The 12,910-nt window shown below is 54.2% G+C and carries 10 protein-coding genes; 6 read left to right on the plus strand and 4 right to left on the minus strand.

Annotated features, from left to right (window positions below; all coding sequences use genetic code 11):
• Positions 1–103 precede the first annotated feature (103 nt).
• Positions 104–2,587, plus strand: a complete 2,484-nt coding sequence (locus D3P08_RS14050) for a sensor domain-containing protein (protein ID WP_119600331.1) — start codon at positions 104–106, stop codon at positions 2,585–2,587.
• Between the two features lie 42 nt (positions 2,588–2,629).
• Here D3P08_RS14050 and D3P08_RS14055 read toward each other — a convergent pair whose 3' ends face one another.
• The 4 genes from D3P08_RS14055 to D3P08_RS14070 all read right to left on the minus strand — a co-directional run bounded on the left by D3P08_RS14055 (position 2,630) and on the right by D3P08_RS14070 (position 6,251).
• Complete coding sequence (locus D3P08_RS14055) at positions 2,630–3,103, minus strand: CcdC family protein (RefSeq protein WP_119600332.1); 474 nt, start codon at positions 3,101–3,103, stop codon at positions 2,630–2,632.
• Positions 3,104–3,276: 173 nt separating this feature from the next.
• On the minus strand, positions 3,277–3,705 hold the full coding sequence (locus D3P08_RS14060) for a DUF3021 family protein (RefSeq protein ID WP_162848481.1): 429 nt from the start codon (positions 3,703–3,705) through the stop codon (positions 3,277–3,279).
• A gap of 13 nt (positions 3,706–3,718) precedes the next feature.
• Positions 3,719–4,156, minus strand: a complete 438-nt coding sequence (locus D3P08_RS14065) for a LytTR family DNA-binding domain-containing protein (RefSeq protein WP_119600334.1) — start codon at positions 4,154–4,156, stop codon at positions 3,719–3,721.
• Between the two features lie 46 nt (positions 4,157–4,202).
• On the minus strand, positions 4,203–6,251 hold the full coding sequence (locus tag D3P08_RS14070) for a LuxR C-terminal-related transcriptional regulator (protein ID WP_162848482.1): 2,049 nt from the start codon (positions 6,249–6,251) through the stop codon (positions 4,203–4,205).
• Between the two features lie 143 nt (positions 6,252–6,394).
• Between D3P08_RS14070 and ilvB the strand changes: the two genes are divergently transcribed.
• The 5 genes from ilvB (at position 6,395) to D3P08_RS14100 (ending at position 12,900) form a co-directional block, all read left to right on the plus strand.
• Complete coding sequence (gene ilvB / locus D3P08_RS14075) at positions 6,395–8,149, plus strand: biosynthetic-type acetolactate synthase large subunit (protein ID WP_240647531.1); 1,755 nt, start codon at positions 6,395–6,397, stop codon at positions 8,147–8,149.
• Entirely contained in the window at positions 8,142–8,651 is a 510-nt protein-coding gene (gene ilvN / locus D3P08_RS14080) for an acetolactate synthase small subunit (RefSeq protein WP_119600337.1), read from the plus strand. The genes ilvB and ilvN overlap by 8 nt, the downstream gene beginning before the upstream one ends.
• Before the next feature lie 603 nt (positions 8,652–9,254).
• Positions 9,255–10,067 (plus strand): hypothetical protein, encoded by an 813-nt coding sequence (locus tag D3P08_RS14090; RefSeq protein WP_119600338.1) that lies wholly within the window; start codon positions 9,255–9,257, stop codon positions 10,065–10,067.
• 15 nt (positions 10,068–10,082) lie between these two features.
• Positions 10,083–12,296 carry a sensor histidine kinase gene (locus tag D3P08_RS14095; RefSeq protein ID WP_119600339.1) on the plus strand — a complete coding sequence of 738 codons (2,214 nt, stop codon included), beginning with the start codon at positions 10,083–10,085 and terminating at the stop codon, positions 12,294–12,296.
• Positions 12,274–12,900 (plus strand): response regulator, encoded by a 627-nt coding sequence (locus tag D3P08_RS14100; protein WP_119600340.1) that lies wholly within the window; start codon positions 12,274–12,276, stop codon positions 12,898–12,900. The genes D3P08_RS14095 and D3P08_RS14100 overlap by 23 nt, the downstream gene beginning before the upstream one ends.
• Positions 12,901–12,910: the final 10 nt, after the last annotated feature.

Raw genomic sequence — 12,910 nt, forward strand, 5'->3', positions numbered from 1 at the left:
TTAATGAAAGGCGATTTTATTCTTTGTATGATAGGAGGAAAGCGTGTGAAGAATAGGAGATATTCTGCGAAGACTTAACATAAGGTTTGACGGGGGATAGAAGATGCCGCAGCCAGACGAGGCTCGAAACCGCAAAAACGACAATCTTATTTCCGCCAAGACGCATTGGAAGCTGTACACGTCCTTCTGCGAGCTTTATCCGGAAGGCGCTTTTACGCTCGATAGGAATGGCGTATTTAAAAGCGTCAATTCGAAAGCGTTGGACATGCTAGGATACAGCCGCGAACAATTGAACAAGGATTTTAATCAACTTATAACAGAAGATGACCGGAGCGAAGTGCTCCGAAGATTTGAAGACGCCCTCATGGGAAATCCCCAAAATTATCATTGCGAAATCATCCATCAGAACGGACGCCCCGTCCAATTCAACCTCACGCATATCCCGATATGGCATAACGGAGAAATTATCGGGGTTTTTGGTATTGCCAGAAACCTAACCATGATGAACCAGAAGGAATCGGAATTACTTAAAATAGCAAAAAGCTTGAATTTAGCCCAGGAGATCGCGAAAATCGGAAGCTGGGATTACGATGTGAAGAGCAGCTATGTATACTGCTCGGACCCGCTGTACCGCATTTTGGGTATAAAAAAAGAGGAAGGCTTCAAGACGACATACGAGAATCTCCTCGGCATGGTATGCCAAGAGGACCGCGAAAGATTCCATGCCCAGTTCGAGCGCCTCTTACAGACCGGCGAGGAAATGGATTTGACCTACAGCATCGAGAAGCCGGATCATACGATAATGACCGCTCACGTTAGAGCGATTGCGCGAACGGACAAGGACGGAGAGATTGTTCGTGTAATCGGCATTCTGCACGATATTTCAGAGATGGTTTTCACCGAGAACAGGCTGAAGGAGAGCGAAGAAAAGTTTGAAACCGTTGCAAAAAATTTAGACGTCGGCATCTTTTCGGTTGACATTCTTACGGGCCAGGTGGTCTATGGTTCGCCTGCTGTGGAGAAGCTGTCAGGATATCCCCTCCAGGCATTCTATTCGGGACAAGTGAAATGGGAGGATCTCATTCATGAAGAGGACGTGAAAGACTACCGGAACCAGCAAGGCAAGCTATTTCAAGGAGAGATGCTCCATCACCAGTATCGAATCGTGGATGCGGCTTCCGAAATAAAGTGGATGGAGGACAAGACGTTCCCGATCTTAAATGGGAAGGGCCGACTGGTCAGACTGGACGGTATTGTTCAAGATATTAGCGAGCGAAAACGGAATGAGGAGAAAATCCATTTTTTCGCCTATCACGATTATTTGACGGAGCTGCCTAACCGCAGAATGTTCGATCAGAAGCTGGAGCAATTCATTGCGGAGGGCCAAGGCGAGCATCGCCGGTTTGCCTTGTTTTATTTGGACTTGGACCGCTTTAAATACGTGAACGATACGCTGGGGCATGAAGTTGGCGACCGGCTTCTGTGCGAAATGTCGAAGCGGCTTACTTCGAAGCTCGGGGAGAGCATCCTGTTCCGAATAGGCGGGGACGAATTTACGATTATTCAGCAGCTTATTACCGCAGAAGACCCTGGCCGATTGGCTCAGCAGGTTATACAGGAAGTAGAAAAGCCGTTCCAAATCGAAGGCTATGAAATTCATATTACAACAAGTATAGGCGTTAGCATTTATCCGGATGACGGGACGACGTTGTCCAAGCTCAAAATGAATGCGGATGCGGCCCTTTACCGGGCCAAGGAACTCGGCAAAAACGGCGTGCAATTTTTTAATAAATGGTTATACATTCAGTCCTACAAGCTGTTTTCGATGGAGAATGACTTAAGAAAAGCTTTGCAGAATGACGAGTTTTGTCTTTATTACCAGTCAAGAGTGGATACGTTAACGGGAACCATTGTCGGGGCCGAGGCGCTCATCCGCTGGCGGCATCCCCAGAAGGGATTGGTGCCGCCGTCGGAATTTATTCCTCTAGCCGAAGAGATCGGCATTATTAACGACATCAGCTATTGGGTTATTCATCAGGTATGCCAACAACTGAAGGCATGGAAGGAAGCAGGCTACTCTGTCGTTCCCGTATCCATTAACCTCCCTGCCAAAACCTTAATGAAGGCCGACTTGATTGTAAATATCAAAGAGAAGTTAGCCGGGCACTCGGTTTCGCCAAGTCTTCTGGAAATCGAGATTACGGAAAATTCTTTAATGAGCAATGATGGGGCGGGCTTGTCCGCGATTCAACAGCTAAGAGAACTAGGGATCGCCATTTCGATCGACGATTTTGGGACGGGCTATTCCTCCATCGGCTATTTGAAGCAGTTTAAGGTAGACTATCTGAAAATCGACCGCTCCTTCATTCGGGAGATCCAGAACAATGCTGAGGATCTGACAATCACGCAGTCCATTATATTATTAGCGAAGGGCTTCGGTTTGAAGGTTGTGGCGGAGGGCGTGGAATCGGACGAGCAGCGGGAGCTGCTGCAGTCCTTGAATTGTCATTACATGCAGGGCTACTTGTTCAGCAAGCCGCTTCCGGTGGATTCGTTTACAAGCTTGTTAAGCGGAGCAAGGCCCTAACTCCTTACGGTGCGGTGTTAGGGTCTTGCGTTCTTGTATCCATTAACGGGATGCGAATTGGCTCGCCAGCCGGCGGAACTTGATAAACGAGACGACTCGCCATGGGATGATGTAGCCGAAAGCGACCATCATGAACACGGCTAATTTGGCCTGCTGATCCATCGTGGACAGCTCCTGCCGGAGAAGAAACCGGATGAGCAGAATACTGATGAAGGCGGCGACAAATCCCCAATTCTTTTTGCTGTAAATTTGGTTATCTTCCCGCACCTCATAGTTCGTGGTCCAAATGAGCGGAAGGGAAAACACCATCCCGAGACCTAACGCGGCCGCATACACCCATACAGGCTCATTGGCATGCAAGCTTGCAATCATACTTACGCCGGGAAACAGAAACAGAATGGGAATGAGCAGCCGGATCCCGTTGCCTCGTATCGGACGATACATGCTCCTTGTTCTTCTCCATAACACCAATAACGCGATTAAAGCAATCATTACATAGATACCGTTTCCGTTCATCCTATCGTCACCTCATATAGTCCGTTGTTATGAGTACAGTATAGAAGCCTGCAGATCGGATGTATATCGAATTTGAATAAGCTGTAGGAATAGGGCGGTAAGTTGCAAAAAAAGGGCGATAAGCTTCATCGCTTACCGCCTGAATATCGGTTGTTCCCTGCTGGCTTATTTCTTCAGCTTTCCTTTTTCAGCTGTTTTAACCGCTCGTTGATCTGGTCGGCCGATTTTTTATCGCTTCTCCACGAGACGAGAAGAACGAGAAGATAGATGACGGCGATCTCTAACGCGAGAGTAATGACGCCCGATACGTTGTCGACGATTCCCAATACGGCGGCAACGGAGATCAAGACCGTTTCAATAGCAAGGAAATGCAGGACTCTTCGAATCTGCATAGTTCTTTCGCTTGCATGATGAGGAGCGTATAGAATCAATCCCGCCACAGCGCTGATGAGCGAGAAGGCCATCATGACATAGATGGACTGCGGGTCGAAGGGCAGCTCCGGTTCGTATACTTGCCGCAGGAAAGTGATGACCAGCACGATTGAAGCAAAGATGATAAAAAATTGCTGTATCATTTTTTGCAAATATTCGGTAAGCCTCATGTTGACGCTCCTCTTACAATCCGAGTTTATTTCGAAGCGTGGGCACGTACTGCCTGGAAATGACGACACGTTCCCCGTTATCCAGCACCGCTTCAAATCGGCCGCTAATTTTCGGGTATACATGGGAGATTTTGGCGATGTTCAAAACCGTTGATTTCGAAGCGCGAAAGCATCTTCTGGCGCCGAACTGTTCTTCCAGCTCGTAGAGCTTGTGTTTGATTTCGAAGACATTCTCCTTGCCGTACATATAAACCTTCCCGTCCACGGCCTCGAAATAATAAATATCGCTAAGCTTAATCCGGTGAATTCTGTCATTCCAATGACCAAGGAGAATGGGATCATCGGATTGGATTCGGTCTATGATTTCATAGATTTTATCGTTCGCCTCATGACACCGGATGAGGATTTCTTCTTCCCGGTCCTTGCTTATTTCTTCAATGGAAACCTTCATTCGTTCACTCTCTTTTTGGCAGGGTGGCAGCCTTAAATATAAAGGCCTATTCTCCAGCATCCATGACGACTCGAGCAAGCTGGGTCCGGTTTTTGAGCCCGAACTTGGACAGCATGGTGTTGACGTGTTTTTTTACGGCGGCCTCGCTGATATACAGCGCAGAGGCAATTTCGGCATTCGTATGGCCTGACGCGATCAGCAGGATAACGTCCTTCTCCCGCTTGGTCAGCTCGCGGAGCTGATGCACCTTGTCGGCCAAGGGCCGCTGCGCTTCCTCATGCGGTTTTTCCATTCCGGTTATCCGTCTTATATAAGCCATCAGCTTGCCATGCCTCGTATCCAGCCAATAGGTTTGGGCAGGCTGCGGCATGCCGTAATCATGGTGTTCCGCCTCCGGCACCCGCTCGAATCCTAAGCCCTCGAACGCATGATCATAGTAAGCAAGCGGCGGTGCGGATGAGGCAATCAGATTGCCGGCCAAGACATACTCGAACAGATGGCTGACGAAGTCCGAGCGAAGCTGTTCGTTCTCCAGACTTTCTGCGTCGGCGCATACTAAGTACCATGCCTTCCCTTCCTCTGCGGCAAGCGACAGCTCCTTCTGTCGGGTGGGCGTCAGAGAATGGAACAAGGCCCTCGTCACAGGCGTGGCCTCCAGGTAACTCCAGGTTCTTGCGGAGATCGCGACCATAGCGACTACGCCGGATACCTCTCCCGCGTCGTTCCGGAGCAGCTCAATTCTTCGGTCGCCTTCCGGAAGCGAGCTGAGACCAGCCCAATCCGCTGCTTTAAGCCGAAGAAGGCTCTCCTCCGGAGTGAAGGTGAAACGGTACATCGCCTGCGCTTCCGGGCTGGAGCAGATAACATTCCAGCTGCGTGGATTGTTCTGTCTCTTTGCTATATAGCCTTTGAGCTCCGCCTGGTTCGAGGAATCGAGAGGCTCGCGGTAGCTTGGGGAGGAGGAAGCATGCCGATAATGAGCCCGAATGACCGGAGTTCCGGCGATATAAAGCAGCTCGGTCAGTTCCTTCGATATGTCCAACCCTTTGGCGAGGCCATCCTCGATTTTACGTTCGGCAAGCGCCGCTGCATGCTTGAAGTAACGCTCATACATTTCCGGCATCCGTTCCCGGAACATCCGGCGCAGATTCTCCCACACAAGCTCGTGCAGCTGCCAGCCGTTCGCCGTACGGCTCACGAAGGAAAGCCGGATCAGCCGTTCGAATAGGGCGGAAGAGACCGGCGAGCCAAGCAGCTCCTCCAGCAGCTCATGCTGGAACGTCCGGACGGCGGAGGCCGCGAACAGGAGACGGCGCAGCTCTTCGTCCGGCACCTCCAGCAGCCAGCGCTCAAGCAGCGCCTCGACGGCTTCCCCCTCGCCGAGATGGGCTAGATCCGCCGTATCCGACATTTCGCCTGCAGCCAAAGTAAGCAGAGATACGGCAAGCGGATGCCCCAGCGTCCGCAGCCAGACAGCGTCAACCGCCTGCCCGCTGCTTACTCCCCATTGCTGCAGGTACGCTCTAATTTCCTCATACGATAGGCCGCCAAGCGGCATGCGGACGATCATTTTGTTCCAGGCGGGCGTAAATCTCCAGGGACCTTCCAGCGGATAACGGCCCGCGATCACAATCAGCATGTTTGAAGGAAGGCGGGGGAGGTAGTGGGTGCGGAGCCAGTAGTCCAAAGCGCCGGCCTCCTCGTATTCGTCAATGAGCAGTACGATCCGATTATGCTCGGCCCGTTCATGGAGGAGGGAGAGGCTCCGGCAGTCTTCGAAAGCGTGGTGCCGGTTCGACGTGTCCGATTCTCCCCCAAGTCCTATCCGAACAGCGCGGTCAAATGCCTGGGAGTCGCTTGTCAGCTCCTTCATCCGGACCCAAATCGGACAGGCATTCCGTTCGGCGGCGATCTCCGCGAAGCGGTGAAGAAGATACGTCTTGCCCATGCCGGCAGTGCCGGATAAATGAAGAATGCGCTCGGACTGCTGGGGCAGATTCTCCAGGTACTGCCGGAATACGGCAATCTCGAAGTCGCGGCCGACAAAGTGGTCCGCCATAAGCTGATTCCAGTGCTGGCCGATCGTCTGCGGCATGAACATTCCTCCGTTCCTGCAATTTTTATCTATAAGTATACTGTGAGGGTAATCGAAATGGTAGCCTCATTCCGCCTGCGCTGATGTAAGGTCGAAGGGAGGAAAATAAAAGGAGGCCGACCATCATGAGTTCCATTAATCCGATGATGGATTCAACGTATTCCAAGCCAAAGGATAGCCGCGAATGGCTGTCAGGCTCTGACATTTTGCTGCGCGCTTTGCTCGAAGAGGGAGTGGAGTGCGTCTTCGGTTACCCGGGCGGTGCGGTGCTTTATATTTATGACGCGATGCACGGCAACCCCGACTTCCGCCATATGCTGGCGCGCCATGAGCAGGGGGCGATTCACGCCGCGGACGGCTATGCCCGGTCGACCGGAAGAACAGGGGTCGTTATGGCGACTTCCGGCCCAGGCGCCGCTAACCTGGTGACGGGCATTGCGACAGCCTATATGGATTCGGTGCCGCTTGTCGTCATCACCGGCAATGTGGCGTCCGATCTTATCGGCACCGATTCGTTCCAGGAGGTGGACATTGTCGGCATCTCTCAGCCGATTACGAAGCACAGCTTTTTTGTCCGGAAAGCGTCCGATTTGGCGCGTATTGTCCGGGAGGCGTTCTATATCGCCGGAACGGGGCGGAAAGGGCCCGTGCTCATCGACATCCCGAAGGATGTCAGCGCCGAAAAGGCCGTCTACGAACGGCCCGATAAGGTCTATGTTCCGGGCTATTCGGACGCGCTTGAGGCTTCGGGGCAGCCGGACGAAGAGAGGCTGGACGAGCTGATCTCGGCTATTCAACAAAGCGAGCGGCCGTTACTGCTTGCGGGCGCAGGCGTTATTCATGCTGAGGCAAGCGAAGAGCTGCGCGCTTTCGTGGACGGTACCGGAATTCCGGTGACCACCACCTTGCTCGGGTTAGGCGCCATTCCGGCAGAGCATGATTTGTGGCTTGGAATGCCCGGCATGCATGGCACCTACGCGGCGAATCAGGCGCTGATTCACTGCGATCTGCTTATTTCCGTCGGAGCGCGCTTTGACGACCGGGTTACGATGCGGCTGGACGGCTTCGCTCCAAAAGCGAAGATCGCCCATATCGATATCGACAGCGCGGAAATCGGCAAGCTTGTTTCCGTCGCCATTCCCATCAAGGGCGATGCCCGCCAGACGCTAGAGCGGCTGAATCAGAAGCTTCCGCGGGCTGTTCAGCGGAAGCTGCCATGGATCGAACAGCTGCAGAAGCTGAAATCGGACTATCGTCTCCGGTACAAACCGTCCGAGTCGGAGCTGAAGCCGCAATACGTCATTGAGATGATTTCCCGGACGACTGCCGGGGAAGCGATCGTGACGACGGATGTCGGACAGCATCAGATGTGGACGGCCCAGTATTACCGGTTCCGCCGGCCTCGCTCGCTTATCACCTCCGGGGGCCTCGGCACGATGGGGTTCGGATTCCCGTCGGCGATCGGGGCTCAGATCGGCAACCCGGACCGAATCGTCGTATCCGTGAACGGAGACGGCGGAATGCAGATGTGCGCGCAGGAGCTGGCGATTTGCGCGATTCATAACATCCCCGTAAAAATCGCGGTTATCAACAACGGTACCTTGGGAATGATCCGGCAATGGCAGGAGCTTATCTACGAGGGGCGGTACAGCCATATCGACTTGTCCGGGAGTCCGGATTTCGTCAAGCTGGCCGAAGCTTATGGCGTGAAGGGGCTGAGGGCGTCTTCTCCGGCAGAAGCGGAGCAGGTGTGGCAGGAGGCGCTCGCGACCCCCGGCCCTGTTCTAATCGACTTTATCGTATCTCCCGAGGAGCTGGTATACCCGATGGTGCCGCAAGGACAGGGGCTGCAGGATATCAAGCTGGGCCCGGATATAGGAGGCGAGGCACATGAGTAATCGATTTCTGCTGTCGGCCACGGTGAACGATACGCCAGGCGTATTGCAAAGGGTGGCGGGTTTATTCTCGAGACGAAGCTACAACATCGAGAGCATTACAGTCGGGCCTTGCGAGCAGGAAGGGCGCTCCCGAATGATCGTGGCTGCCCGGGGAGATGATGCGCTGGTCCGGCAAATGTGCAGCCAGCTCAGCAAGCTCATTGATGTGCTGGACGTCGTACAGCTGCAGGAGCGGCCATTCGTCAGCCGGGATCTGATGCTGGTGAAGCTTCGTATGGAGCCGTCCAAGCGGTCGGAGCTGCAGAGCCTGATCGACACGTTCCGCTGCTCCGTAATCGATGTGAGTCCGGATACGGTCATTCTGCAGGTCGTCGGCGATACGGAGAAGAATGACGCCTTCCTGCAGCTGCTGCGGCCGTACGGCATTCTGGAGATGACGCGAACGGGAGAAACGGCGATGAGCAGAGGGCTGGGGGAGCGGGAGCCTACGTCTATCGGCTGATTATAAAATCCATCGCAGGCTGGTTAGAGAACCAATGCCATTCAAGTATGATGAGAATCTCGTAACAGGAAGGGATTGGTTCTTATGGAAAAGCCGAAGAAGGCTCCGCGAGAGGTGAAAAGCTCATTTCAATTGTGGCTCGTTGCCATTGCAGCCGGTATATTCGAAATGGCGGTTGTTGTCATCGAGACCTTATCTGCTGATTTGGATTCAGGCAATGGAATATTCATCCCGGCGGTAATCCGAACCTTGATCTTTGCCGCGCTTGTCTATGTGATAACCAGGATGTATAGATTGATCCTATCCAATGGATTATGGAGGGCCATCCGGTCAGCGAAGCTTTTGCGGATATGGATGTATACGCCACACTGTTCGGAATAAGCCGGGTCGTTCATCTGGCTGCGGTCATTACGGCATGCATTCTTATGTTTCGGCCGGCTGCCAATCTTTATTTTCGGAAAATGAGGAGCGCGTAACGTTTCCCAATTTCACTTCCCGAAAAACCGGGAAGCGGTCTCTACCGTCCGGGAAACCTCTTGCCTTACGCTGTAAAAGGAATCATTGATGATTTTGCAGTATGTAAAAATAAGGAGGAGCGTTATAATGGAACGGGAAGAGGCCCGGGGTAAAGGGCTGTGGTTAAGTATTGTTTTTCGAGTGTTTGCGGTAATTTTTACATTGAGCGGCTTGTTCATGCTGCAGGGCTTGTCGGAGGGGCTGGAGCCGTGGGTGCAAGGCTTTATGGCATCCAGTCCGCTGCCTGACGAGCTGCGGTTCCATGCGGCGGCGCATGGCGCGCTGATCGGCATTCTCTTCAGCGGCAGTCTCATCGTCATGCTGCGGAATCCGCTTGAAAAGCCGATTTTGCTGCAATTTTATTTCGTCGGTCATCTTGTGTTTTTGGCGACTCTGCTGCTGACGGATGTGAAGCTGGCGCTGCAAAGCTTCTTCGTCTTCATCATGTTCGCCGTGGTGCTGCTCCTATTGTTCGTCACATACGGGAAGCGGAGAGAGCTATTCCGGCCGGCCGAGACGCCCGTCAGAAACCGGACCATGCTGATCATGACCGGTATCGCTCTGCTTGGACTGCTTCCGGTGCTGCTGAACGGTATTATCGGGCAGGTCCAGGATCCTGTGCAGCAGTTCCGGTCGGGCGAGAGCGCGGCGCTCAGTATCGTTATGCTGTACGGCGGCTATCTGGCTGCGTCAAGCCGCAGGGGCTCTCGGGCTTTAGCGGTGCTGCTGTCCCTGGCGTATCTATTTATGGGGGCAGCGTCCATTACGTTACCCGATCACCCGGGGAGCTGGGGAATTTGGGGAGGAGCGGCTTCCATTCTATACGGGCTAGTTTATACATGGCTCGCGTTTCGGTCAAAGGTGTCGCATGCCAATACAGCCGCGCAAGCTTCATCGTAGAAGGGAAAGGTCTGCATGGGATTAGAGGCAAGAACGAACGCAGCACAGACCCGTCAAGGGGAGCAAAGCCATCCGAACGGATGGCTCTTTGTGTTCCGCTGGGCCGGAATGGCGGTCTTCGGACTGATTGCTATTTTATATATAAGCAAGCTGCCATCCTACTACATGTACCTCCAAGAGTCCTGCCTCACCGGCGCATGCGAATATGCGGCCATTACGCCTCTCCCTCGTCAAGCCGTCGAACAGGCGGGCTTAAGCGGGACAGGCTTCGCCTTGTTATATACAGGAATCGCGCTAGGCTTCTTTCTCATCTATTTTGTCGTGGCGTCGCTGATTCTTGTCAAACGGCCGAAGGAGCCGATCTCGGTCATCGCCTCCCTTGCGCTCATGTCGATCATCGCCCCTACCTTTATTCGTATGCAGTGGCGGGAATACGCGGGCCTCGTCGGCGCAATCGAAGGCGTGACGATGGTCACCCTCATTTTGTTTCTGCTGTGGTTCCCGGGCGGAAGAAACGTTAAGCCTTGGGTGGCCTGGACGTCGATGGGGCTTCTCGCGGTTCGGCTGACGGCCGGCTATTTCCCCGATCAGCCATGGGGAGTTGATCGCTGGCCGCTCTGGTGCACGCTCCTTTGGTTCGTCCTGCAGTACGGGATATTGTTTTACAGCCAATTCATTAGGTTCCGGTATGCCCAGGCAGTCGAGAAGCAGCAGACCAAATGGGTTGTGTACGGGATGGCGCTGGCGGTCACGGGCGTATTTCTGTTTTCCGTTGTTCCGCTTGTCTTCCAATCGGATTTCTATGAAAGAAGCGACCCGTTATGGATGTTCTTTATCGACCTGGGGGTGCAGCTGTCCATTCTGGCGATCCCCATAACGCTCGGGCTATCCGTGATGAGAAAGCGGTTATGGGACATCGATCCGATCGTGAACCGGACCTTGGTCTACTTTCTGCTCAGCGCTCTGATTATTGCGTTATACACGTTAACCGTATGGTACTTAACTCTATTGTTTCGGACTGAGCACGACCAGATCTATTCCTTCATAGCCGCAGGGGTTGTAGCGGTTGTCTTCGCTCCGCTGAAGGAGAAGCTGCAGCGGCTCGTGAATCAGCTGCTGTACGGCAAGAAGGATGACCCCTTCTCCGTCCTGCTCCAGCTCGGCAACCGGCTGAAGGAAACGCTCAGCCCGGCGGAATCGCTCGACATCGTCGTCCAGACGGTCAAAGACTCTTTGCGTATTCCTTATGCCGGCATCGGCGTAATTCAGAACGAAGCGACGGTGCTGGCCGCCGGCGGCAGGAAGGAGAATGATCCGGACGAGGTGACGATCGAGCTGTCTTCGGGGGGATTGACGCTGGGATGGCTCTATATCGGAGCGCGGTCGCCGGGCGAGTCGTTTTCGGAGACGGACCGCAAGCTGATCGGGGCGATCGCAAGGCAGGCGGGGATCGTCGTGCAAAGCGTCAAGCAAGCGATGGATATTCAGCTGCTGCTGGAAACCTTGCGGGAATCCAGAGAGGCGCTCATATTTGCCAGAGAGGAGGAGCGGAGGGCCATGCGGCGGAACCTGCATGACGATATCGCGCCGCGGCTGGCCGCGATGCGCCTCACGGCTTCCGTCGCGGCGGACTGGATCCGCAAAGATCCGGCAAAAGCGATCGAGATCGTGACCAAATTCAAAGCGGATATTAGCGAGACGGTCGATGAAATACGGGGAATCGTACACGACTTGCGCCCGCATGCGCTGGATGAGCTGGGCCTTGTCGGGGCGGTTCGGCAGCGGGTAGATCAACTCAGGGATATGCAAGCCGTGAAAGGCATAACGAAGGAACCCCTGCTCGAAATCCGCTTGGAAGCGCCCGAGCAGCTGCCGATTCTGCCCGCCGCCGTTGAGGTGGGGGCATACCGGATCGCGACGGAATCGCTGGTTAACGTGGTAAAGCATGCCGCCGCGAGCGTATGCGATATTCGAATCGCGCTGGAAGGACGCGACCTGGTAATCGAAACGAAGGATAACGGAATCGGCTTGTCCGCATCGCAAGCGAATCGTCCGGGTAAGCCCGGCATCGGGCTGACGTCCATACGCGAAAGAGCGGTTGAGCTGGGGGGCTCCTGCGTGATGGAAAGCCTGGCAGACGGCCGGGGGACGCGCATTGAAGCCAGACTGCCGATTAAACCATTCGAGCAAGGGGAGGGCCATAACCATGTTAAAAGTAGTAGTCGTTGACGACCATCCGATGTTTCGGCAGGGCGTTGTCAGCGTCCTGGAGGCGGCTGAAGGCATTGAGGTTGTCGGCGAGGCCGTAACAGGCGAGGAAGCGGTGCGGCTGACGCTGGAGCTGCGGCCGAATGTCGTCCTGATGGACATTAACATGCCCGGACTGAACGGCATCGAAGCGACGGCCCGGATCAAAGCGGAGCAGAGCGACATTCATATCCTGGTGCTCACGATGTTTAAGGACGATGCCTCCGTCATTACAGCGATGAAGGCGGGAGCTCGCGGCTATCTGCTGAAGGACGCGGACAGCGAAGACATTGTGGATGCGGTACGGTCGGTCGCCTCCGGGAAAGCGATCTTCAGCGGCGATGTCGCCAGCCGAATGATTGAATTCGCCACGAGACCGGCAAGCCGGCTGGGCGACTTTCCGGATTTAACCTACCGGGAGAAGGAAGTGCTCAGCTTAATGGCGGAGGGGCTGACCAATGCCGAAATCGCCCGCGCGCTGGAGGTCAGCGCGAAGACGGTATCCAACTACGTCAGCTATATTTTGAATAAGCTGCAAGTGACCACGAGGGAACAGGCGATCAGCAAGGCGAAGGGCCAATCCTGATTGGGAATGC

This window comes from Paenibacillus nanensis, from assembly GCF_003583765.1.
Lineage (GTDB): Bacteria > Bacillota > Bacilli > Paenibacillales > Paenibacillaceae > Pristimantibacillus > Pristimantibacillus nanensis.